This window comes from Paenibacillus sp. GYB003 (assembly GCF_036577625.1).
GTDB lineage: Bacteria > Bacillota > Bacilli > Paenibacillales > NBRC-103111 > Paenibacillus_AB.
In genome coordinates, this window is record NZ_JARBDC010000083.1 from 31,928 (window position 1) to 55,651 (window position 23,724).

Consider the following 23,724-nt stretch of genomic DNA (forward strand, 5'->3'; position numbering starts at 1 on the left):
GGATGTCCCTCCGTATTTTCATTTGCCGATCGCCTGGTTCAGCAATCGTTTCGCCATGTCGACGACATGTCGGACGGTAAAGCCGAAGTAAGCCTGAACTTCGCCGCCGGGCCCGGAGGCGCCGAACGTATCGATGGACAAGATCGCGCCTTCGGGACCCGCATATCGATCCCAGCCCAGCGAGACGCCCGCCTCGATCGCGATCCGCTTCGGCGCCGAATCGGGCAGGACGCTCTTCTTGTATGCGTCGGACTGGCGGTCGAACAGCTCCCGGCAGGGCATCGCCACGACGCGTACGGAGACGTTCTCCCGCTCGAGCTCCGTCTTGGCGCCCATGGCGAGCGATACTTCCGATCCGGTCGCGATGAGCAGCACGTCCGGCCGATCGTTCGTTTCCGCCAGTACGTAGCCGCCTTTGGCGACGTGATCTTTGCTCGCCTTGGTTTGTTCGAATACCGGCAAATTTTGACGGCTCAGCACGAGCGCGACGGGACCTTCTTTCCGCTCCAGCGCGTACGCCCATGCGCTCGCCGTCTCGTTCGCATCCGAAGGCCGGATGACGGTAAGGCCCGGGATGGCGCGCAGCGCCGCCAAATGCTCCACGGGCTCGTGCGTGGGACCGTCTTCGCCGACGGCGATCGAATCATGGGTAAATACGTAAATGACGGGCAGCTTTTGCAGAGCGGCCAAACGAATCGACGGGCGCAAATAATCGCAGAACACGAAGAAGGTGCCGACGAAAGGCTTGACCCCTCCGTGGAGCGCCATGCCGTTGCCGGCCGCGCCCATCGCATGCTCGCGGACGCCGAAGTAGACGTTGCGGCCCGCATACGATTCGACGGCGAACACCCGCTCGCCCCGGATATCCGTCATCGTGGAATGCGACAAGTCCGCGCTGCCGCCGAAAATCGAAGGAACGCGCTTGACGAAATGATTGATCGCTTCTCCGCTGGCGACGCGGGTCGATACGGCTTTGGCGGTATCGAACGTCAGGATGTCGGCCGCATCGATCGTCACCGAACCGTCGATGACCCCGGCAAGCTCCTCGCCTTGCGACGGATAGCGCGCTTTATAGGAAGCGAACAGCCGGTTCCACGCTTCTTCTTTCGCGGCGCCGTTTTGCTTCAGCTGCTCGAAATGCGCTCTCACGGCGTCCGGGACGGTGAACTCCTCCTCGTAAGGCCAGCCGTACCGGGCTTTGGTCGCCGCGGCTTCCTCCTTGCCGAGCGGATTGCCGTGCACTTTGTTCGTCCCCGCCGCCTTGCTGCCGTAGCCGATAACGGTACGAACTTCGATGAGCGTCGGCTGCTCCGTATTCCGCTTCGCCTCGGCGATCGCCTCGGAAATGCTCGCGATATCGTTTCCGTCTTCGACGCGCAAATAATGCCAGTTCATCGACTCCGCCCGCTTTTGCACGTCTTCCCCGAAGGAGAGACGCAGCTCCCCGTCCAGCGAAATGTCGTTGGAATCGTACAGCACGATCAACTTGCCCAGCTTCATATGCCCCGCCATGGACATCGCCTCGTACGAGACGCCCTCCATCAGGCAGCCGTCTCCGACGAGCGCATACGTGAAATGATCGACGACCGGATGATCGGCCTGATTGTATTTCGCCGCGAGATGCGCTTCCGCCATCGCCATCCCGACCGCCATTGCGATGCCTTGTCCGAGCGGTCCGGTCGTCGCGTCCACGCCGTCCGTGTGCCCGTATTCGGGATGGCCCGGCGTACGGCTGTTCAGCTTGCGGAACTGCTTCAAATCGTCGAGCGTCACCCGGTAACCGGACAGATGCAGCAAGCTGTACAGCAGCATCGAGCCGTGACCGGCCGACAACACGAAACGGTCGCGGTTAAACCATTTGGCGTTGCCGGGATTATGATTCAAATGCGCGGACCAAAGCGCGTAAGCCATCGGAGCGGCGCCCATCGGAAGGCCCGGGTGGCCGGAATTGGCCGCGTTTACAGCATCGATGGACAAAGTGCGGATCGTATCGATCGCCAATTGCTCAATCGTTTGCATGGTAGGCATATCGTTCTCCTTCGCTGTTGTCGTTATTTCGTTCGTGATGGTCGTCGAGCCACCAGTGGAAGCCGTCCTCCGCGAGCAACCCGTCGGATTCGGACGGGCCGTACGATCCCGCCGGGTAGGTAAGCAGCGGTACCGTGCGTTCCGCGAAGGCGTCCAATATCGGCTGCACCCACTGCCACGATCGTTCGACCTCTTCCCAATGCGCGAAGTACGTCGCGTCTCCGCGCAAGGCGTCGTACATCAAGGTTTCATAAGCTTCGGGCGCCCGCGGCGAATCCGGCTGCGGATCGATCGGGATCGGCTCGAATGCGCCGAACGACTCCGTCCCTTTCGCGACGCGCCGCAGCGAAACGCTTTCCTTCGGACCGATTTCGATCACGAGCAGGTTCGGCGCGAGGCGCTCGTCGCCCGTCAAGGAACGGGGTCCCGCGTCCTTGAACTCGACGACGATTCTCGTCGATTTCTCTCTCGTTCGTTTGCCCGTACGGATGTAGAAAGGGACGCCCCGCCAATCGTCGTTATCGATTCGCACCCTGGCGGCGATAAACGTATCCGTCATCGAATCGGGCGAAATGCCCGGTTCGTTCCGGTAACCCGGCACCGGCTCCCCTCCGATCGTTCCTTCCGCGTACTGCGCCCGGATCACGTGGGCGCCGGCGTTCTCTTTTCGCACCGGCTCAAGCGCTTCGGCAACGGCGATTTTGCGAAGGCGTATCGAATCCGGCGCACCGTGATCCGGAATGTGAATCGCCGCCATCATTAGCAGCTGCAGCATATGGTTTTGGAACATGTCCCGGACGGCCCCGGCCTGATCGTAGTAGCCCGCCCTTCCTTCCAAGCCGATCGATTCGTTCGCCGTAATTTGCACGTTCGCGATTCCGCGGTTCGCCCATAATTCGCGAATGGCCGGATTGCCCTGCATCACGGACCCGAGACGCTGCACGACCGGCTTGCCCAAGTAATGATCGATCCGGAAAATTTCGTTCTCCGTGAAGACTTGGCTTAACGTGCGGTTCAATTCCCGGGCGGAATTCAAATCTTTGCCGAACGGCTTCTCGACGACGAGACGCTTCCAGCCATTCGCCGAGCCGAGTCCGCTTTCCCGAATGTTCAAAGCGATCGGCTCGAAATATTCGGGCCCTACGGACAAGTAAAACAGCCGGTTCGGCGGCATGCGAAGCTCGGCTTCGCGCCGTTCGATCAAATCCGACAAGTTCCGGTAATGCTCCTCGCGGCCGATATCCAGCACGCAGTACCGGAATGCGCCCAAAAAGCCGCGCAGCGCCTCGGTCTCGCCCGGTGCTTGCCGTAAAAACGGACGCAAGGAAGTTTCGACGTTCGTCCGGAACGATTCGTCGGTCCATTCCCTTCGGCCCAGCCCGATCAAGGAGAACGGCTGCGGCAGCTTCCCGTCGAGGAACAAATGATAGAGGGCGGGGTAAATTTTTCGTTTGGCCAAATCTCCCGTCGCCCCGAACAATACGATCGTAACAGGCTCCACCTCGATTGCTCCTTTCGGACAAGCGCATATGCGGCTATGGCTTCTTTTTCATAGCTTCACTATAATACGAGTAGGAGCCATACAAGTAATTCGAATATTTTGGAGGAGATATAGACCGCGTCTATGATCAATAACTACGAACTGTACAAAGTGTTTTATTGGGCGGTGAAAACGGGGAGCTTGACGAAGGCCGCCAAGGCGCTTTACTTGACGCAGCCGAGCGTCAGCCACGCGATCAAGCAGCTCGAGGAAAGCTTCGGGATGACGCTGTTTTACCGGAACGCCAAGGGGGTTACGCTGACGCAGGAGGGCGCCGTTCTGTATTCCTACATCGAACAATCGATGATTTTAATTTCGATCGCCGAAGAGAAAATGATCGCGCTCAAAAATTTGGAAAGCGGCGAGCTGCGGGTCGGCGGGAGCGACTCGCTGTTCAAGCACTACTTGCTGCCGATTTTGGAAGCGTTCAATTCCCGGTATCCCGACGTCAAGCTTCATCTGAACCACGGCACGACGCCGGAAGTGATCGCGTTTCTGAAAGAAGGCCGGATCGATCTCGGCGTCGTGCGCATGCCGATCGTAGACCCTCAGCTGAAGGTCCGCGAAAGCTTCCAACTGCACGATTGCTTCGTCGCCGGGGGACATTATGCCGAATTGAAGGATAAAACGTTGTCGCTGGACATGCTGCTCCGTTATCCGATCATTTTGTTTTCGCGGAATAGCCGGGCCCGAATGGCGATCACGGAAACGTTTCAAAGCTACGGGCTCACGCTCAAGCCGAACATCGAGGTCGGGAGCGTCGATCTGCTGATCGAATTTGCGCGCCGCGGGCTCGGCATTTCATACGTAACCCGGGAGTTCGTGTCAAGCGAGCTCGAATCGGGCGCTCTGTTCGAAATAAAGCTCGACGTCACGCTTCCGCCGTCGCGCGTGGGCATTATGACGATGGAAAACATGCCGCTTTCGAACGCGGCGAAGCAGTTCATCGAACTCATCTGGATGGTCAAATAACGAAGTCCGCCGCCACTACGGCCAAAAACAAAAGAGGCATTTCGCGGAAATGCCTCTTTCGAATTTACGTTTTGACGGAGCCGCCGGTTTGTTGACGAAGGTAGGCTTGAATCTCCTGAACCGCATCCTCGACATTGTCGGCGACGATCCTGATTCCTTCGCGGTTCCCGCGCTGCTCTGCCGTGTAGGCGTACCGCGGATCATAGTAATGCTCCAGCAGCAATTGTACGGCGGCCGCAAAACGGTCGGAGCGCATGCACGCTTCGATTTCAGCGGCTATCGGAGTATGAATGCGCGGCTTGATTTGTTTGAAGGCTTGTAGATAGGGCTCCTTATACGCCCACGGGCGATAATCGTGCAAAATTTGTTCGACCCTCGCATGCATCGGCATGTCGATCCAAATCGGCACGGCGCTCTCTTTCTTGTTGGTGATCGCATCGGGCAGAATCACTTTCCCGATCCGTCTGCTTTCCGCTTCGAACAACACGTACGCCGATTGCTGCAAGGATAAAATTTCCTCGAGCAGCAGAGCATCGAATGTCTTCTGATTGTTTCCCGCCTGGCCGACTTGACCGAAAATCGATCCCCGGTGTCCCGCCATCGCTTCCAAATCCAATACCGGGTAGCCGTCTTCCTTTAATCGTCTCAGGACAGCCGTCTTTCCAACTCCCGTATTGCCATGAATGACGAACGCTTTTGGAGCGACGTCGATGGATTGCAGCGTATCGACAACCCATCTCCGATATTCGCGATAGCCTCCGATGAGCCGGTATACATGGATCCCCATCAACGATAACAGGGTGGCCGTCGTCTTGCTTCGCATGCCGCCGCGCCAGCAGAACACCGCCTTTTTGGGGCCGATTTCCGCGATTTGCTTAATAAATGACGGAAGCTTGGCCGAGACGATTTCCAGTCCCCGTTCCTTGGCGGCTTGAATGCCGACTTGCTTGTACAAGGTTCCGATCTCGGCTCTCTCCGCGTCATTGAATATCGGGATATTCAAGCTGCCCGGAATGGTGGAATCGCGATATTCGGAAGGCGATCGTACATCGATCCAAACAAGCTCTTGCTGAAGCTGAAGAGCTCTCAGCTCTTCTAACGAAAGATCTTGAACCAACTGCTTCGCTCCTTCTTTCCGCTGCCTTAACCTTACAAAACTTCGATACGGCCCGGATGCTCCCGAACCGCTTCGCCGATTTTGCTTGCCTCGACGCCTGCGCTCCTCAACGATTGGAGCAGCGCTTCCGATTGCTCGGCCGAAACGGAAATGAGCAGTCCGCCGGAAGTGACGGCATCGCACAAAATCCATCGGTCCACCTGGTCCATCGTGTCGGGGAACGTCACCGAGCCTTGCACATGAGCAAAGTTGTTTTTCGTTCCGCCGGGTACGAATCCTTGTTCCGCCAATTCCCTCACTCGCGGAAGCAGAGGCACGTTTTCTTTGACGATTCGCAGCCCCACTCCGCTTCCCTTCGCCATCTCCATCGCATGACCGAGCAAGCCGAATCCGGTCACGTCCGTACAAGCATGCACCTCGTAGCCGCTCATCGTTTCCGCGGCGGTTTTATTCAACGCAGCCATAACCGAGGTTACTTTGGCGATTTCGTCTTCCGTTAATTGATCTTTCTTGATCGAGGTCGTTAAGATGCCGACTCCGATCGGCTTCGTCAATAGGAGCGCGTCGCCCGGTTTGGCGCCCGCATTGGTCCGAATTTTGCTCGGATGAATGATTCCGGTAACGGCAAGACCGAATTTCGGTTCCTTATCGTCGATGGAGTGCCCTCCGACAAGGGTGGCCCCCGCTTCCTTCACTTTATCCGCAGCCCCGCGCAATATATCCGCCAATATTTGCTTGTCCAACGCAGAGATCGGGAACGCCACGATATTTAAAACGGTCAGAGGGGTGCCCCCCATCGCGTAAATATCGCTGATTGCATTCGCCGCGGCGATCTGCCCGAACGAATACGGATCGTCTACGATCGGAGTAAAAAAGTCGACGGTTTGAACGATCGCGAGCTCGTCGTTTAACCGATAGACGCCCGCATCGTCGCTCGTCTCCAAGCCGACGAGCAAATCCGGGTTGGGGACGGATGGAGGAAGACTGCGGATAACCTGCAGCAAATCGGCGGGGCCGATTTTACAGCCGCACCCTCCTTTGCTCGATAATGCGGTCAGCTTGATTTTTTCCATTTGCGACATGAAGCAAGCCCCTTTCTGCTTCCAAGAGTGGATACGGCCTTTTCCTATCCATTATAACTGAAATCGGACGAAACCGCTTGGGAACCGTTTATAAGCTCGGCGCAGGAAATATTTGAATAAATGGAAGACCCGATACAAAAGCTTAAATCGAGTCTTCTCCACTTTGACCGTTCAAGGAGGTTATTCGTATCAAACCGATACTGTTTGTCGCAGCGCTGCTGCTCCTTGCCAGCTGTTCGGGCAATCCTTCGGCGAACAAGCAGCAATCCGCCGAACCGTCGAAAGTCGAAACGCATGCCCGAAATCCCGCTTCGACGCCAAACCTGACGCAGGCGTCATCCATTTCGACGCCGGATGCGCGCAAATCTTCGATCACGGCCAACCAGCTCCCGGGCGGGGCTCCGAATTGGACGGACGGGATGAGCGGCAATTACGGCATGCCCGCGAATCCGCAAGTTCCCGCCGACGGCTCCCAATTCGCGCAGCAGGTGCTCGCTCTCGTGAATCAAGAAAGAACGAAAGTGGGCCTGCAGTCCCTGAACCTGCATACCGGTCTGTCCAACATGGCGATGGCCAAGGCGAAAGATATGTACGACAATCACTATTTCGACCATCAGTCGCCGACTTACGGATCTCCGTTCGATATGATGCGGACGTTCGGAATCACGTATAACACGGCCGGAGAAAACATCGCCAAAGGCCAGACGAGCCCGACGGAAGTCATGAACCAATGGATGAACAGTCCCGGACACCGCGCCAACATCCTGAACGCGAGCTTCACCCAAATCGGCATCGCTTACTATAACGGCGAGTGGGTTCAAGAGTTTATCGGTTAGCATCCGCCCTGTCTCTTGAACATCGAACAAATGCAAAACGCAGCCTTCCCGGGCTGCGTTTTTGCATCATCGTATTCGGTTCGCTCGCGCTTATTTATTTTGCAAAACGGAAATCGCCTGGTTCGCGTCCTCCCCGATTTTTTGCATCAATTCGTTCACGTCGATCGAGCCGCTGCTGAAATCTTTGTAAAATTTGTCGATGCTTCTTTGCACCGCGATGTCCTCATTCGCGAATACGACGTTCGGCGCCGGCTGCGTATCGAAAAAGGCGGTGACGTTTTTTCCTTTAATGAGCTCCATTTCGGCGCCGAGCTCCTGCTCGACCCGCTTGTTCGCGAGCGGCGAGGCGCGGCCGGTCCGGCGGGCGCTGATCAGCTGCACTTCTTCGGACGTCAGCATGTCGATGACGAGCATCGCTTCCTCCGGATGCTTCGTGCTGTTCGAAATCGTGATCTGGTGCAGATCGACCGGCGGAGCGATGTTCGGCTTTTCTTTGAAGCTCGGGTAGCCCGCGACGTCCCAGCGCAGCGTCTGGTACTTTTCCTGCTTCAGCGTCGGCACGAGATTGTAGGCGCCGACCATCGCCAGAGTGCGTTTGTCGTAAAAGTCGGCGACCGGGCTGCCGCGCTCGTTCCCGGGAATCGTATCGATCGTTTTCATCAATTGGAAAACGCGGCTCCAGCCGTCCGTATTGATCGCCGATTTCTTTTTCGCCGGGTCCGTAAACGGCAGCGACAACTGGTAGCCGAGCCAGTACGTGTTCAAATACATGAACCCTTTGTACGGAACGCCGTTGTCGGATCGGCTAAGCCGCTTTGTCGTCTCGATTATGTCGTCCCACGTCATTCCGCTCTTCGGATACGGAACGCCGAACTTGTCGAACAGGTCGAGATTGTAATAGATCGCGTTCGTGTTCATCGCGTACGGCAAACTGTACAGCTTGCCGTCCGCTTTGATGTTGTCGAGCACCCACGGCTTGAACCGGCTCAAGTCGATTTTCAGCTTGCCGAGCAGCGGCGTAATGTCGGTCAAAATGCCGAGATCGCGATATTGCGTATAGTTGCCGATTCCGTACAGAAGCAAGTCCGGCACCGTCTTCGCGGCGACCAAATCGTCGATCATCGTTCCTTTGCCGGGAACGACGTACTCGACCGTAATGTGCGGATATTTTTTCTTGAGCGGCTCGGCGACCAGCAGTTGGAAATCGTCCTCGTACAAATAACCGGCCCCGACCGGCTGCAGCTTCAGCTTGACCGGTTCCGGAGCACTCGCCTTGGACGCGGGATCGGACTTGTTGTCCGGACTTTCCCCCGTCCCGGCCGATTGTCCCCCGGGGCAGCCGGACGCGAATGCCGTCAGCGCCGCCAATGCCGCACATGCAAACGTTCGTCTCCCGTTCACATAAGCCACTCCTTCTTAAACAAATTCGACAAACCGATCGACGGCGATGTTTCCGTTCGAATGCAAGGCTGCAGGCTATATGCGCGATTAACGCAACGTTTCCGACGCACCGTTTCCGGCCCCCTTTGTTCATTCTTAGTAATCGAATTCTAAGTTCATCATATCCAAACTCGATGCCGTAAGCTTTGCCTTTTCGGTCCTATATTTTGCACTTTTTTAAACGCTTACATAGAAGCGGATAAGCTGAACGCGGCCCTGCGAAGGGCCGCGTGAAAAGGGGCATTTATGCCGTTCGGCATCCGACGGCCAGACCCCGGATGTCGGCGGGGCGTCATTTCTTTTTCGATTTGGCGTCGTACGCCGTCTGGTAAATGGCCAAATAGCGCTTCAAATTCATATTGTCGAGGTTTTTCACGTAAGCGTCCCAGTTTTTATCGATATCCGAATCGCCTGTAATGAATCGGGCCATCATCTCTTTCACATGATCGAGAATCGTTTTCTCCAGATCGGCGATTTCCGACGCTTGGTCGGCGGTGAAAAATACCGGAGGCATCACCTTTTCGATTTTCATCTGGTACGGCTCCATCTTCGTCTTCGTCTCGTTGTACAAAATCACTTCAAGCGGCTGATCCGGATTCGCCGCTTCGCCGAGCCGGAAATCGTTCGAACGGTAGTTCGGCCCGGTCTGGCTCCAGTTGACGTTTTGCACGCCGCCCCACGGCGTCAGCTGCTTCCAGATGGCCGGCTTGCCGTTAATGCCGATTTCGCCCTTCTCCGCGTAACGCCATTCGACCCCCTCGCGCCCCGCGTACCATCGCAGCGTCGTATCCGGCGAGTTGAACAGAAAGTCCGCCAGACGGAACGCCGCCTCGGGATTTTTCGCATGTTTCGTAATAATGTATTGCCCGTTGCCGACGACGTAAGGATGATAGGCGGCGTTCTGAAAGCCGTTCGGCCCTTTCAGCGGAGGCACGGCGACGTAATCGAGCCACCGGCCGCTGCTCCCTCCGAGCGTCGTCAGCGATCCCATATTGTGTCCGCTCGAGGCTCCGAGAATGACCGTGTCGGGGTTCTCGCCCAGCTTCTTCAGCTGATTGTTGTCCTGCGTAAGCGATTGCGGATCGATCAACCCTTCGGCATACAGCCTGCGCAAATATTTCAAGCCTTCCTTCCATTCCGGCTTATTGTACGGTACGGTCACTTTGCCGTTATCCAAATACAGCTTCTTTTCCCCATGGTCGTATATGAAGGCGTTCATCAGAAACGAATCGAGCATCTGCGGCGAGAACAGGTGGCTGCTGCCCGCCTGAATCGATCCCGAGAGCGGAATTTCGTCCGCCTTGTTGTTGCCGTTAGGGTCTCTCGTTTTAAACGCCTTCAGCACCTCGTAAAACTCGTCGGTCGTCGTCGGCATGTTCAGCCCCAGCTTTTCGAGCCACGGCTTGTATATCCACATCCGCTGATGATACATGCAATGATAGCATTCGTTCACTTGCGGCAGCGCGTAAATGTTCCCGTCCGGAGCCGTTATCAAATCTTTGTAGAACGGATTGACGTCGAACATTTTTTTCATCTCGACGCCGTATTTGTCGATCAGCTCGTTCAAAGGAAGGAATACGCCCTGGCTGCCGTAGATCATCATCTGTGTCGGCGATACGCCGAAACCCATAATGACGTCGGGGTAATCCCCGCTCGACAAGACGAGATTCAGCTTCTCCGTCGCGGATTTTTCCGGCGCGACCTCCCATTCGATATGCACGTTCGTCTTTTGCTCCAGCCATTTGGTAAACTCGTTCGTCGCAAAATCTTCGACCGACGCGTTGCCTCTGACAAGCACGCTGAGCGTCGTTTTCTCGTTTGTGATCGGGAGCTGCCCCGCCGGGGTGACCGACGCTTTCGGCGTATTTCCGGAATCGTTCCCGTCCGGCTCGTCTTTGCCGGAACAGCCGCTTAAGGCCATGCCGATGCAGAGCAGGACGGAAAGCGCGATAGCGATCGTTTTGTTCAAATAAAACCCTCCTTCACAGGAAAAGCGTTTACCCTTTCAGCGAACCGATCATAATGCCTTTGACGAAATATTTTTGCACGAACGGGTAGACGACCAGCAGCGGGACGGAAGCGACCACGATGAGCGAATATTTCAGCAGCTCGCGGAGCCCTTCCCGCTTCGCCTGTTCCTGGACGTCCATGAGCATGTTCAGATCGACGTCGTTTTGCACCAGGATGTCTCTCAGCACGAGCTGGAGCGGGAACAAATGTTGACTTTTCAAATAAATGAGCGCATTGAAATACGAATTCCAGTGGCCGACCGCATAAAACAGCGTAATGACGGCGATGATCGGACCGGACAGCGGCAGCACGATTTTCCGCACGAACTGAAAATCGGTACAGCCGTCCAGCTGCGACGCCTCCAGCAATTCGTCCGGAATCGTCGTCTGGAAATACGTGCGCGTAATGATCATGTTCCATACGCCTAGCGCGCCCGGCAGCAGCATCGACCAGACCGTATTGAGCAGCCCCAAATCTTTGACGACCAGGTATGTCGGAATGAGACCGCCGGAAAACATCATCGTGAAGACGAACAAAAACATGAACACGTTTTTCCCGTAAAAGTCTTTGCGCGATAACGGATACGCCGCCAGGATCGTCATCGCGACATTGATCGCCGTTCCGGCGGCCGTGTAAAACACGGAGTTCATGAAGCCGCTCCAAATGAGCTTATGCCTGAAAACGGCGGCGTACCCTTCGAGCGTCGGTCTGACGGGCCACAGCCACACTTCTCCCGCGATAACGGCATCCGAGCTGCTCACGGAAGCGCTTGCCACATAGATGAGCGGATAGAGGACGGTGACCAGAAACAGCGACAGGACGATGTAGTTCGCGACCGTAAACAGCTTGTCGCCGCGGGTTTCCCGTATCGTCGAACGTTCCACCGGCTTCTCCTTTCCGGCCGCCGATCACCATAGGCTGGCCTGCTTCGTTTTTTGCGCGATTTTGTTGACGAGAACAAGCAAGACGAGATTGACGACCGACTTGAACAGGCCGATCGCCGACGAGTACGAATAATTCATCGCCTGCGACGCCAGCCCGACCTTGTACACGTACGTGTCGATCACCTCCGATGTGCGCAGATTGAGCGGATTTTGCATGAGCAGCACCTTCTCGAAGCCGACGTCCAGCATATGGCCCGTGTTCATGATGAGCATAATGACGGCGATCGGCATAATGCCCGGAATGTCGATATGCCGCATTCGCTGCAGCTTGCTCGCGCCGTCGACGACGGCCGCTTCGTGCAGCGACGGATCGATGCTCGACAAGGCGGCCAAATAAATGATGCAGCCGAAGCCTACGTTTTGCCAAATGCCCGACCAGACGTAAATCGATTTGAAATAACCGGGTTCGCCCATGAAGTTGATCGGGTTCGCGCCGAACAGCGCAAGCACCGCATTGACGATGCCGCCCCGCGGATCGAGCATCTCGAGGATGATTCCGACCATGACGACGACGGAGATGAAATGCGGCGCGTACGTGATCATTTGCACCGATTTTTTGAACAGGCCGCTTCCGACATAGTTCAAACAGAGCGCCAGGATGATCGGAAACGGGAATCCCGCCACGAGACTGTACAAGCTCAATACGATCGTGTTGCCCATCAGCCTCCAAAACTCGTACGAATGGAAAAAGCGGATGAAATGCTTGAAGCCGACCCATTCGCTTCCGACGATTCCTTTCGTTACGATATAGTTTTTGAAAGCGATTTGGGCGCCGTACATCGGAACGTACTTGAACACGATCAAATAAACGAGCGGCAGCGCTATGAGCGCGTACAGTCTCCATCCTTTGCGAATGCTCGAAAACGGCGTTCGTCTTCCCGTCGTCGCGCTTCGTTCGGGCGGCGCTCCGGCCGTTCGGTTAAGCGCTTCCAATCGCACACCTCCCGCTACAAGGATCCGGCTCCCGGCCGAACGCGCCGATCGGCAGCCATAGCCAAACGATAGCCTTGTTCGGCCCGAACGTAAAGCGGATTGCGTATCGATCCGTGTGCAGCCGTTCAGAATGGCGATGTGCATTTGCCGCGGGCGATATTCATTTGTACAGAAAAGGCTTGCCTTCGTCGGACGAGCCGCGAAACGCCGTCGCGCTGACGCCGTTCAACCGCTTGAACGCGCGGCAAAACGTATTGGAGGAGCCGTAGCCTACGCGCAGGGCGATTTCGTATACGGGCAGACCGGTTTGCAGGAGCAGCTTTTTCGCTTCGGTCATCCGCAAATCTTCCACATAATCGGAAAAATTAACGCCCGTCTGCTCCTTGAAAAATTGCGACAAATACCCTTTGGAGATGCCCAGCCGGTCCGCGACCGCATCGAGGCAAACGTCCGCATCGGCAAACGATTCGTGCAGCAGGGCGACGATCTGTTCGAGCAGCTCCACGTTTTGGCTTTTTTTATGGTCGTTTACGATGCCGCATATTTGCCCGAACAAGCCGACGAGCGCGGCATACATTTTTTTCAGCCCGTCATAGGACGCCGCATCCGCCGAAAACGGCTTCATCCGCTCCATCGCCGTCCTCTCGTCCAGCTGCACCTGCGGCATAAGCTTGACGACCGTCCCCAGCAGTTCATTCGCGAACAGCTGCAGCATCGGGATCGTCAGCCGTCTTTCCTCGAAATTGATCCGATACAGCTCCTCAAGCAGCGTATCGACCGCTTCGCGTTCTCCCGCCTTGGCCAAATGGCCGAGCCGTATTTCCAGATCCGGCGGGTAAAAGTAGCCGCTCTGTTCCTGCGGAAGCTCGCCGAATTCCATGAAGCCGCTCAAATTTCGCCATGTCAAATAATCCAAAACGAGCCGCGCCTCCTCATACGACCGGGAAACGTCGAGCAGCTCGTCATACGCCTTTCCGAGCGCAATGCAAATCGGAACGTTCGCTTGGCGTTCGATCGTCTCGCGTACGCGCGCCAGCATGCTCGGCAAACCCGTCTCCGGCACCGCCTTGGCGGACGTGAACAATATCGCGATCTGATCTTCGGCCGCATCGTGCCAATAAATCGTTCCGTGATATTCGCTTTGTAACACGTCCTTGATCCGGACCCGCTTCACGTCCAGCTCCTCCAGACGGGTCCGGTCCAAACCTCCGTCGTAGCCGCGCAGCTGAACGATCGCTACGGCGAAGCCGTTCCCCGCCGTTTCGATCCCGACGTGCTGCAGCAGCAAGGGCGTATCTTTGGCCGACATCATATCGCCTTTCAGCAGCCTTTCGAACAGCGCCGCCTGCAAAAAAGGGGCCTGCTTCTGCATCTTGTCCTGCAGCTCGCGATGATGATCGATCAGCCGCGATACGGATTCCCGGATAAATCTGTACGCATCGCGGCCGGAATACGCCTCGCCGTCCATTCGGTCCACGATCGTTTCCATAATCGTTCGGAGGGGTCTGCTGTTCCGGTAAGCGAGCGAATACGCGATAAGCAGGCCGAGCGCCAAAAATACGAACGCCATCGTAAACGTAATGTTTTTGATATACAACACTTTCTTCAATACGACGGAGGCGGGTTGGGCGACGACATACGTCCATCCGTTGTACGAGGAGGTCGTGTACGTCACCATCATGCGCTGGTCGCCGATCGTCTGCAGCATGCTACCCTGCTTGCCGGGCAGCTTGCTTCGATCGATTCGGCTTGCGGTCGTGGCGGATGCCGTCGAGCTGATCGTTTCGCCGGCATCGTCGATAACGGTCGCCCAGCCGCCGCCGGACAATTGCAGCGCGCCGAGCAGCTTTTGGATTTCCCGGTTATCGACGGTAATGACGACCGCCCCTTGCGGATATCCCGGATAACCGAGGGAATGCACGTACGTCACGAGCTCGTAAGCGGTTCCGTTAAAAGTCGCCGGTCGGGCCGGCAATACGTCCCGCTGATGATATACGCCGACGAGCATCTGCTTCCAGCTGTCCGGATCCATTTGATCGTACCGAAATTGTCCGTAAAAATCGGCAAGCTTGTACGTGCTGTTCTCGGCCAGGACGATGTCGCTGTTTTTATACAAGACGAAGTAGTTGAAGATGAAGCTGTTGGTCAAGCTGTAATTGCCCAAGCTTTTGCGCGTTTCGAGAATCCGGTTGACGTTCGACCCTTGAAACGGCTCGGTCACATGCTGGAATTGCATAATTCTCGTATCGTTTGCGAGCTGCATGGCGATGGACGCAAGCTCGGCAAGCCTGCGGTCCAGAATGTCCCGGCTTTGCTCCAGCATGTTCCGATGGTTGGCCGTCGCATCCTTCTCCATTTCTTCCAGCGTTTGATTGTAAATGACCCAGCCGACAAGAAGCGGAAGCAGCAAAAACAACAGGTTCGGCACCAACAGCCGCAAAAACAACGCGTGTCCGCCCGGCTTGCTCCGTTTCGTTATCCGCATCGCGCGTCCCTCCATGGCATGGCTTGACTCCATTGTATCGCATGGGAGCGCAGGAAGTAGTCGAATGGCGTCGCACGATAACGAAAGACGGACGTTCGCCGGCGGCCGTCGAAGCCGCCGTGCCGTAGAACGAGATCGAAACGAAAAGGACGATCCTCCGGGGGATCGTCCTTCCTGCGTTCGGCATCGGGCGAAAACGGTCTAGCTTTTGACCTGAAAATGCTCCGTAACATAGGCTCGCATCGCCTGCTCGTCGATTTCGACGCCGAGTCCCGGATCGTCCGGAACGACGATATGCCCTCCGTCCAGCCGGAACGATACGTTCGAGTAAGAAGCGCACGCCTTCAGCGCGTTGGGCTGGTACTCGTAGATCAAGAAGTTGGAAGCCGCCGCGGACACATGAATCGACGCGGCATGGCCGACGCCCTGGTGGGCGCTTAAATGCGGGGCGAACGGGACATGATACGCTTCCGCCAGATGAGCGATGCGCATCATTTCCGTAATGCCGTTCCGGCCCATATCGGGCTGGACGACCTCCGCCGCGCCGGAGGCGATCCATTCCTTGAACGTATAGATCGTCCGCAGCGGTTCGCCTACGGCGACGGCGGTATCGATCGCATCCGCCAGCTTGCTGTGGCCCGTCCGGTCCTCGAACGCGAGCGGCGCTTCGAAAAACAGCGCATCCAGCTCGCTCAGCGCCCGCCCGATCGTATACGCTTCGGGCTGGGTGCATTTGCCGTGAGCGTCGTACATCAAATCGAGCCGGCTCGCATCGTATTCGCCGCGGATCGCCTGAAGCAGCTCCAGGTCGGCCGGCTTTCCTTTGCCGAACGTATGAATTTTGACGGCGTCGAACCCTTCCTCTTTCAGACGCGCGACGTTTTCCAGCTTCTCCTTGACGCTCGAGCCCGGCACGCTCGAGCAGTAGCAGCGCAGCCTGTCGCGGTACCGGCCTCCGAGCAGCATATGGACCGGCTGTCCCAGCGCTTTCCCTTTCAGATCCCAGAAGGCGATGTCCAGGCCCGCCATCGCGTCGACCAAAAAGCCGCCGGCATAGCCGCGCTCCCGCAGCGTATCGAGCATTTTGTCCCACAACACTTGATTTTGCAGCGGGTTTTCCCCGAGAACCATCGGCGCCAAATACGTTTTCAAAATCGCCGCGACCGTCTCCGGCATCGTCGGCGCCAATATTTCGCCCCAGCCGTATACGCCTTCGTCGGTCGTCAGCTTGACGAACACGGTTTCCGCGTTGACGGAGTAGACGCAGGAACGCCTGTCGCTGACGCCGACGAAGTAGTCTTTCGTAATGAACCGCTTGCCGCTCGGCGCCGCCGGGCGGGCCGGCGGAATTTTCACGATGTAAACGTCGACGCTTGCAATTTTCATTTCCCTTTGCTCCCCCTGTCGTTTATGCGATCGAAGCGCCCGTATCGGGCTACTCTTCGGGCTCGAGCCTGTACACGCCCGTCTTCCAGCGACGCCGCAATTCCGGGCGGACCAGCCCGCTGACCGCCTGAAGCGACATGCCTCCGTCGACGACGAGGTTGATGCCGTTTACGAACGAAGACAGATCGGACGCGAGAAACAGGGCGGCGTTCGCGACGTCTTCCGGATACCCGAGCCGCCCGAGCGGGTAACAATCGAGATCGATGTCGAATCCCGGCTTCGCTCGAAGCTCTTGCTGCCTCTCCGCGCCGATCGTCAATCCCGGAGAAATGCAGTTCGCCCGTATGCGATAGGCCGCCCCCTCCAGCGCGGTTTGCTGCGTCAACGCGATGATGCCGCTCTTCGCCGCCGCATACGCGGGAAGACCGGGGTTCATCCGGCTGGCGTTAATGGACGACATATTGACGATCGCCGGTACGGTCGAATGCTTGAGCAAGGGCAGCGCATATTTCGTGCAAAGAAAGACGGAGAGCAAATTCGCGTTCATGACCTCGTTCCACTGCTCTACCGTCGACGCTTGAATCGACCGCCCTCTGCTCATGCCCGCATTGTTGACCAAAATATCCAAGCCGTCCAATTCGCCGAATACGCGCCGCACCGTCTCCTCGTCCGTTACGTCCAGCACGTAAGCGTCGGCGTCCGATCCGGACTGCCTCAAGCGCGCCGCCGCCGCCTCGACGTCCGCCGCGCGGATGTCCGCCAGCCGCACGATGCAGCCCTCCGACGCGAATCGCTCGGCGATCGCCCCGCCGATTTTTCCGCCTGCCCCGGTAATCAGCGCTTTTCTGCCTGCGAGCAGCAATGCCTCCAACCCCCATTCGTCCAAATGTGCCGCTTCTCGTCTAGGATACGGGGGTACTGCGGCTGTTTTTCCATCGGAGCACCAGCGGATCGAGCCCTTCCAACGTCTCGAACAGCTCGTTTCGCAGCGTGTCGTCGATCGGGGCGTTCGGATTTCTGACGTAGGCCGAACGAATGACGCCGCCCGCCTTCAGCACCTCTTTATGGACGGCCATCGCGAAGCCGGCGATCGTTCCGATTCGGATGAACGGCAAATACCGGTAAAACAACGCTCTCGCCGCTTCCCGGTCACCGGACTTAAACGATTCGTAAATGCGCACGCAAACGTCCGGAAATTCGCACGCCGGCATCGTTCCGACCGCCCCCCGGCAAAGCTCTTCGTAATAATACATGCCGTTCAGTCCGCCGAATACCGCGAGCCGGCCTTCCGCCTGCTCGATCACCTCCGTTATTTTCACCGTCGTCGGCGGGGACTCCACTTTCACGTAGGAGATGTTGTCGAATTGCTTGGCCAGCTTGACCATCATCGCCACGGGGATGCTGACTCCGCTCGCGATCGGCGCGTCCTGCAGCATGATCGGGATGTCGACCGCTTTGGCGATCGCCGCGAAATAGTCGAACATCCGCTGGCCGTCCGGCTTCACCATATAGGGCGGCATGATCATAAGGGCGTCCGCTCCCGCCTTCTGCGCCCATTTGCTGAGCTGGACGGCTCCTTCGAGTCCGGTATGTCCGCTGCCGAATACGAGGGGAACTCGACCTTTCGTTTCGTCGGCCACGATTTCCGCGATCGACTCCCGCTCCCGGTCCAGCAGCGTGTACGCTTCGCTGGCGTTTCCGAACAGCGCGAGGCCGTTCACCTTCGCCTGCAGCAGAAAACGGACCAACTCGCGCAAGCTTTCCTCGTCCACTTCGCCCGTTTCGGTAAAAGGGGTGGCGACGATCGGATATACGCCTTCCAACGGCTGTTGCGCGTTCGCCATGTTCCTTGTCACCTTCTTCGATTGGTTTGCGCCTTGCGGCGTGTTAGCGCTTACCATGCGAATGCGAACAAATCCGCCGAGAATCGAGTCCGACGGATAGGCACGCAATTCGCACGGACCGCCTATGCTGATCATATAAAATGCCGGCGCATCGGAACATGCACATTCTTGTTCGGCGATCTATGCATAATTTCTTCCGAGGATAAGGGATCGCCATGCGAAGGTCGGATGCCGGGAAGCCGGAGATGCGGGTCTTCGCTTTCAGGGGATTATTGACGGTACTTTTTGCGGTACTGCAACGGCGTACAATGGCAAATCGCTTTGAAAATTTTCCCAAAATGAGCAGGATCGCGAAATCCGACATTTTCCATGATGCGGTGGATCTGCCATTTCGTTTCGCGCAGCAGTCTTTGCGCAACCTTAATCCGGACGATAGTCAAATATTCCACATAGGTGAATCCCGTCGTCTGTTTGAACAGCCTGCTCAAATAAAAAGGGCTGATGTAGAACTGTTCGGACAGCAGCGTCAGGGTGATCTGTTTCTCGTAGTTTTCATTGATGAACCGGATGATCTCGGAAATTTTCCGATGCGACGGTCGGTCGAACGCGATCGGCTTGTTCATCGCGTCCCTGTTCAGCCGCAAGCCGAGAATGAGTAGCTCCAGAAGCGCCCCTTTAATGCTCGTTTCAAACCCTTTATCTTTGGTGCGATATTCGATCACCATGCGGTCGAGCAGTTCCTCGACTCTCTTCTGCAAATGCACGGGCAAGGAGATGAGATGCGTGCCGGTTATAAAAGGGGATTGCGCGTCCTCGAGCCAGAAAGCATCGTGCGCAAGAAATCGTTTCGTAAAGTGAATCACGATTCTTTCGTGAAAAGGAACCGACGTGTTCGTTGCCCGGTGTATTTCATGAGACGGGATGAACAGCAAATCTCCGGGAGAAACTTTATACGTTCGGTTGCCGACCAAATAATTGCGTTCCCCGGAAATGAGATAATAAATCTCGAACATTTCGTGAAAATGGGGCGCCCGCATTTCCTCCGACGTTTTGACGCTTTCCTCCAAGTAAAAATCCCCGCTCATCATGATTTTGTGCGACTTGCCGATTTCGCCCATCTTCCCCGACTCCTTTCGTTTGAAATGTATCATAAAAAAAATAGCAAAGTAAACCGCTTTCTTTCGCAAAAAGGCAATATAGCCGGAAGAAGTCATGGCATTTTTATACTATATTGAAGAAGCGGTTTCATAAATAGAGGAGACAGCCTTAACGGGGGATCGTATAAAACATTGTTGAAAGGATGAACAACCGAATGGACGTTCAAGAACGAAAGAAACGGAACTGGGCGGGTCCGGCGCTGTTTGCGATCGCTTTGATGATAGCGGTTTCCGGGTGCAGCGGCAGACAGGCGGCCAACTCAAACGAATCGAACGACGGCGTGAAGGAGCTTGTGGCGGACGCCTCCCCCGTCACTTTGCGGGTGTTTCTGCAGCAGACGCTCTCCGATGCGGAAGTTCAAGAGCTTTTGGTCAAACCGTTAAAGGAGAAGCATCCGAATATTTCGCTCCAAATCCATAGACCGGGCAAAGAGGTGACCATCGATTCTTTGATTGCCTCCGGCGAGACTCCCGATATCATTTACGCTTTCAACGGCATTTTGCCGCAATATTACTTGCAGGACCTGCTGATGGATATGACTCCGCTGATCAAGCAGCATAAAATCGATTTAACGCGGTTCGATCCGGCCGTCATGCAATCGATCAAGGTCGTTTCCAAGGAAGGAGAGCTGATCGCTCTGCCCTTCGCTTACCAATTTGCCGCCTTGTATTACAATAAAACGCTGTTCGACCAATTCGGCGTCCCTTACCCGAAAGACGGCATGTACTGGGATGATGCGATCGAATTGGCCAAAAAATTGTCGCGTTCGGAGGGCAATGTGAAATATGCCGGATTGGATGTGGAGACGGTTTCGAGGGTAGCGCGGCCGCTCGGAGCGCTCAAAGTCGACGGCGCCTCCGATAAAGCCGCCGTGGATACGGATGCGTGGAGGAAAGCGTTCGCCCTCGTGCGTGCCGTCTACACCATTCCGAACAACGAACGTCCGAGAACGACGAACTCCTACAACCGATTCATGAAAGACAGATCCGTAGCCATGCTGGCCACCGTCAACATCCTGGCGCTGGGCCTCGAGGATGCGATGAAAAACGGGTTGGATTGGGATCTCGCTCAATATCCGAGCTACAAGGAAGCTCCGAACGTATCCACCATCGTGGACAGCCATGTGTTCACGATTACCAAAACGAGCAAGCATAAAGATCAGGCGATGCAAGCCTTGAGCGTATTCACTTCGGACGAGGTGCAGCTGAAAAGCACACGTACGACAGGAAGGCTGTCGGTGCTGAGCAACGAGCAAATCAGACAGCAGATCGGGAAAGATATGCCTTTCCTCCAAGGCAAGCATTTGGAAGCCGCTTTCAAAAGCAGGATCATCGCTTCGCCGGCATTTTCGCGGTTCGAGTTCGGAGCCAACAGCACCGCGTTGGAAGACGCCATGTACGAGTATTTGAACGGCAAAGATCTCAATACGACGCTGCGGGATTTGGAGCAGAAGATCAACAGCAACATTGCGGGTCAAAAATAAGCGCGTTACATTTATTCTGGGATTACTAAACTTGAACCGGTGGTGAAACGATGGCGGAGTCCATTCTGTTTGCGACGGACCGCTACAAGCGGAACCTGGAGGAAAGCGCGTCGCGGGAGTTCGATTACACAAAAGCTTTGAAAAGCGGGAACTGGAGCGAGTGGCAGCGAGCGTTCCGGCAGCGTTTGGCGGAAATGACCGGGCTGACCCATATCCGGGAGCGGAACCGCAATCTCCCCCTGTCCCCGAGAATTGCCCTTGTCGAGCATTTTCCGGGCTATCGGAGGGAGTAATTGTATATCGCCGCGGAGCCCGGGGTCGAAATTCCTTTCTATCTGCTGCTTCCGGAGAGCGGTTCGAAGCCGTACCCTCTGGTGCTCACTCCCCACGGACATGGCCGCAGGGGAAAGGAAGTGTACGTAGGCAACTACGCGAACGACAAGGAACGGCTGGAAAGCTTGGCGGGAGAGCGGGATGTCGCTCTGCAGACGGTGGCGGAAGGATACGCCGTGATCGCCATGGATGTGCGGGGGTTTTGGGAAATGTCGCGCGAGGAGGATTTCGCTCTTAACAAAACGAGCTCGTGCGACGAGCTGCAGAAGCTCGCCTTCATGTACGGGAGAACGCTGATCGGCGAAAGAGTTTACGATATGGGAAGGTTGATCGACTATGCCTTCACCCGACCGGAGATCGATGCGAGCCGGATCGCCATCACCGGCAATTCCGGAGGCGGAACCGTCTCCTTCTTTACGGGGGCGCTTGACGAGCGTATCTCCGTTTGCGTGCCGAGCTCGTACTACTGCACGTTCCGCGGTTCCATCATGAACGTTCCGCATTGCCTCTGCAATTTTATCCCCGGCATCATGCGGCTCGGGGAAATGTACGACATCGTCGGCCTGATCGCGCCGCGTCCGGTATTGTTTGTCAACGGCGTCAAGGACAACATCTTTCCGATCGAGCATACCCGCGAGTCGTTCGCCCATGCGCGCCGAATTTACGAGGCGATCGACGGCGAACGGACGGACCGCTGCGAGCTGTACGAAGGCAGCGGCGGGCATCGCTACTACAAGGAGCGCGTCTGGCCGTTTGTCCGCCGGCATTTGTATCGCGACATGAGCTGAACCGTCGACCCGGCTGAGCGACGGATCGCCCTTTTGCATCGATCAAACATGGTTGCCTTCGCTACCGCCGACAAAAACGGACCGTCAGGGGCTGCTTCTATGAACTACACCCTGACGGTCCGTTTTCGGTTCATTGCTTTTTCGTCGCAACCCGCTTCGCCAGCTCGGACAAATCTTGCCCTTTCAAAGCGCCCTCCACCAGCTCCGGCAGCAGCGCCGGGGTACAGGCGAAGCAGGGCGTTCCGTCGTTGGACAGCGATTTCGCCAATTGCTCGTCATAGTACGGCTGGCCTTGGTCGGACAGCGCCAGCAAGCACATCGTCTTCACTCCCGCTTCCCGCAGCTCGCGCATGCGGCGCACCAGCGCCCCCCGGTTGCCGCCTTCGTACAGGTCGGAGACGATGATGAACAGCGTCTTCTTCGGCTCCTCGATAAACTGCTCGCAGTAGGCGACCGACTTGTTAATGTCCGTCCCGCCGCCAAGCTGGATGCCGAACAGCATATCGACCGGATCGTTCGCGCACTGCTCCGTCAAATCGACGACGGCCGTATCGAACGCGACCACTCTCGTGCCGAGCGAAGGCATGCTGGCAAAGATCGAGCCGACGACGGAAGCCCAAACGATCGAATCCGCCATCGAGCCGCTTTGGTCGATATCGACGATGACGGTCCATTCCTTCCCGCGCCGCATGCGGTCGAAATAATAAAATTTCTCCGGAACGATCTGCCGCCGCCGTGCGTCGTAATGCTTCATATTGCGCCGGATCGTCCGCTTCCAGTCGATCCCGCTCAGCGACGGAAGCGGAGAATGCCGTCTGCGGTTCAACGCCCCGGTGACCGCCCGGCGCAAATCGGATTCGAGCCGCTTCGCCAGGTCGTCGACGACGGCCTGCACGAGCATGCGTGCGGTGTCTTTCGTCTTCTCGGGAATTTTCCCTTTCAGCGACAGCAGCGTGCCGACGAGCTGGATGTCCGGCTTTACGGTCGCCAGCACTTCCGGCTCGAACAGCAGCTGCTTCCAGCCTTTCCGCTCCATCGCATCGTTCTGGATGATCGAGACGACGTCCTCCGGGAAAAAGGAGCGCACGTCGCCGAGCCACTTCGACAGACGCGGCGCCGATTTGCCCGTCCCGGCCCCTTTGCCGCCGGATGCGGGGCCGCTTCCGCCGTCCGTTCCGTCGCTCGTCTCGTCGTATATATCGGCGAGCGCCCGGTCCATAATTCGCTCCTCCTCGGTCAAGCCGACCGATTCGCCGCCGGCGCAGCTCGCCAGCTGCTTCTCGGCGCTTTGCCCGAGGATGAGCCGCCAACGCGCAACGATTTTGTTGTCCGTCGCCGCGCTCAT

The 23,724-nt window shown here is 56.7% G+C and carries 20 protein-coding genes; 5 read left to right on the forward strand and 15 right to left on the reverse strand.

The annotated features are described in order from the left end of the window. Positions 1-18 precede the first annotated feature (18 nt). The gene (gene tkt / locus PV407_RS26025; RefSeq protein WP_332092916.1) at positions 19-2,028 is read right to left on the reverse strand and encodes a transketolase; all 2,010 of its coding nucleotides are present in this window, start codon (positions 2,026-2,028) and stop codon (positions 19-21) included. After that, positions 2,006-3,529, reverse strand: coding sequence for a glucose-6-phosphate dehydrogenase (gene zwf / locus PV407_RS26030; protein WP_332092917.1), 1,524 nt, complete (start codon positions 3,527-3,529; stop codon positions 2,006-2,008). The genes tkt and zwf overlap by 23 nt, the downstream gene beginning before the upstream one ends. 123 nt (positions 3,530-3,652) lie before the next feature. On the opposite strand from zwf, the gene PV407_RS26035 reads away from it, so the two are divergent. Further along, positions 3,653-4,540, forward strand: a complete 888-nt coding sequence (locus PV407_RS26035) for a LysR family transcriptional regulator (protein WP_332092918.1) — start codon at positions 3,653-3,655, stop codon at positions 4,538-4,540. A gap of 64 nt (positions 4,541-4,604) precedes the next feature. Here the strand turns inward: PV407_RS26035 and mnmH are convergent, their stop codons facing one another. The 3 genes from mnmH to PV407_RS29660 all read right to left on the reverse strand — a co-directional run bounded on the left by mnmH (position 4,605) and on the right by PV407_RS29660 (position 7,115). Next, positions 4,605-5,657, reverse strand: coding sequence for a tRNA 2-selenouridine(34) synthase MnmH (gene mnmH, locus PV407_RS26040; protein ID WP_332092919.1), 1,053 nt, complete (start codon positions 5,655-5,657; stop codon positions 4,605-4,607). A 32-nt stretch (positions 5,658-5,689) separates the two neighbouring features. Then, positions 5,690-6,730 (reverse strand): selenide, water dikinase SelD, encoded by a 1,041-nt coding sequence (selD, locus tag PV407_RS26045; protein ID WP_442951711.1) that lies wholly within the window; start codon positions 6,728-6,730, stop codon positions 5,690-5,692. Between the two features lie 151 nt (positions 6,731-6,881). After that, a complete protein-coding gene (locus PV407_RS29660; RefSeq protein ID WP_442951708.1) occupies positions 6,882-7,115 on the reverse strand; it encodes a hypothetical protein in 234 nt (77 codons plus the stop codon). A 43-nt stretch (positions 7,116-7,158) separates the two neighbouring features. Between PV407_RS29660 and PV407_RS26050 the strand changes: the two genes are divergently transcribed. Further along, positions 7,159-7,575 (forward strand): CAP domain-containing protein, encoded by a 417-nt coding sequence (locus PV407_RS26050; protein ID WP_442951709.1) that lies wholly within the window; start codon positions 7,159-7,161, stop codon positions 7,573-7,575. A 90-nt stretch (positions 7,576-7,665) separates the two neighbouring features. On the opposite strand, the gene PV407_RS26055 is transcribed toward PV407_RS26050, so the two are convergent. The 9 genes from PV407_RS26055 to PV407_RS26095 all read right to left on the reverse strand — a co-directional run bounded on the left by PV407_RS26055 (position 7,666) and on the right by PV407_RS26095 (position 19,735). Continuing rightward, complete coding sequence (locus PV407_RS26055) at positions 7,666-8,976, reverse strand: ABC transporter substrate-binding protein (RefSeq protein WP_332092921.1); 1,311 nt, start codon at positions 8,974-8,976, stop codon at positions 7,666-7,668. 331 nt (positions 8,977-9,307) lie between these two features. Beyond that, positions 9,308-10,984, reverse strand: coding sequence for an ABC transporter substrate-binding protein (locus tag PV407_RS26060; RefSeq protein WP_332092922.1), 1,677 nt, complete (start codon positions 10,982-10,984; stop codon positions 9,308-9,310). Between the two features lie 28 nt (positions 10,985-11,012). After that, on the reverse strand, positions 11,013-11,909 hold the full coding sequence (locus tag PV407_RS26065; RefSeq protein ID WP_332092923.1) for a carbohydrate ABC transporter permease: 897 nt from the start codon (positions 11,907-11,909) through the stop codon (positions 11,013-11,015). Between the two features lie 24 nt (positions 11,910-11,933). After that, on the reverse strand, positions 11,934-12,908 hold the full coding sequence (locus tag PV407_RS26070) for an ABC transporter permease (protein WP_332092924.1): 975 nt from the start codon (positions 12,906-12,908) through the stop codon (positions 11,934-11,936). Between the two features lie 154 nt (positions 12,909-13,062). Next, a complete protein-coding gene (locus tag PV407_RS26075) occupies positions 13,063-15,387 on the reverse strand; it encodes a helix-turn-helix domain-containing protein (RefSeq protein WP_332092925.1) in 2,325 nt (774 codons plus the stop codon). A 201-nt stretch (positions 15,388-15,588) separates the two neighbouring features. Then, positions 15,589-16,773, reverse strand: a complete 1,185-nt coding sequence (locus tag PV407_RS26080; RefSeq protein WP_332092926.1) for a mandelate racemase/muconate lactonizing enzyme family protein — start codon at positions 16,771-16,773, stop codon at positions 15,589-15,591. Positions 16,774-16,822: 49 nt separating this feature from the next. After that, complete coding sequence (locus tag PV407_RS26085) at positions 16,823-17,659, reverse strand: SDR family NAD(P)-dependent oxidoreductase (protein WP_332092927.1); 837 nt, start codon at positions 17,657-17,659, stop codon at positions 16,823-16,825. A gap of 16 nt (positions 17,660-17,675) precedes the next feature. Then, complete coding sequence (locus tag PV407_RS26090; protein ID WP_332092928.1) at positions 17,676-18,617, reverse strand: dihydrodipicolinate synthase family protein; 942 nt, start codon at positions 18,615-18,617, stop codon at positions 17,676-17,678. A 269-nt stretch (positions 18,618-18,886) separates the two neighbouring features. Next, positions 18,887-19,735, reverse strand: a complete 849-nt coding sequence (locus PV407_RS26095; RefSeq protein ID WP_332092929.1) for an AraC family transcriptional regulator — start codon at positions 19,733-19,735, stop codon at positions 18,887-18,889. A 194-nt stretch (positions 19,736-19,929) separates the two neighbouring features. Here PV407_RS26095 and PV407_RS26100 point away from each other — a divergent pair, with 194 nt between their 5' ends. The 3 genes from PV407_RS26100 to PV407_RS26110 are packed head-to-tail and all read left to right on the forward strand — an operon-like array spanning position 19,930 to position 22,379. Next, entirely contained in the window at positions 19,930-21,258 is a 1,329-nt protein-coding gene (locus PV407_RS26100; RefSeq protein ID WP_332092930.1) for an ABC transporter substrate-binding protein, read from the forward strand. Positions 21,259-21,308: 50 nt separating this feature from the next. After that, positions 21,309-21,551: a hypothetical protein gene (locus PV407_RS26105; RefSeq protein ID WP_332092931.1), complete on the forward strand. Its 243-nt coding sequence runs from the start codon at positions 21,309-21,311 to the stop codon at positions 21,549-21,551. After that, positions 21,552-22,379 carry an alpha/beta hydrolase family protein gene (locus PV407_RS26110; protein ID WP_332092932.1) on the forward strand — a complete coding sequence of 276 codons (828 nt, stop codon included), beginning with the start codon at positions 21,552-21,554 and terminating at the stop codon, positions 22,377-22,379. It abuts the gene before it with no gap. Positions 22,380-22,509: 130 nt separating this feature from the next. On the opposite strand, the gene PV407_RS26115 is transcribed toward PV407_RS26110, so the two are convergent. After that, the gene (locus PV407_RS26115; protein ID WP_332092933.1) at positions 22,510-23,724 is read right to left on the reverse strand and encodes a VWA domain-containing protein; all 1,215 of its coding nucleotides are present in this window, start codon (positions 23,722-23,724) and stop codon (positions 22,510-22,512) included.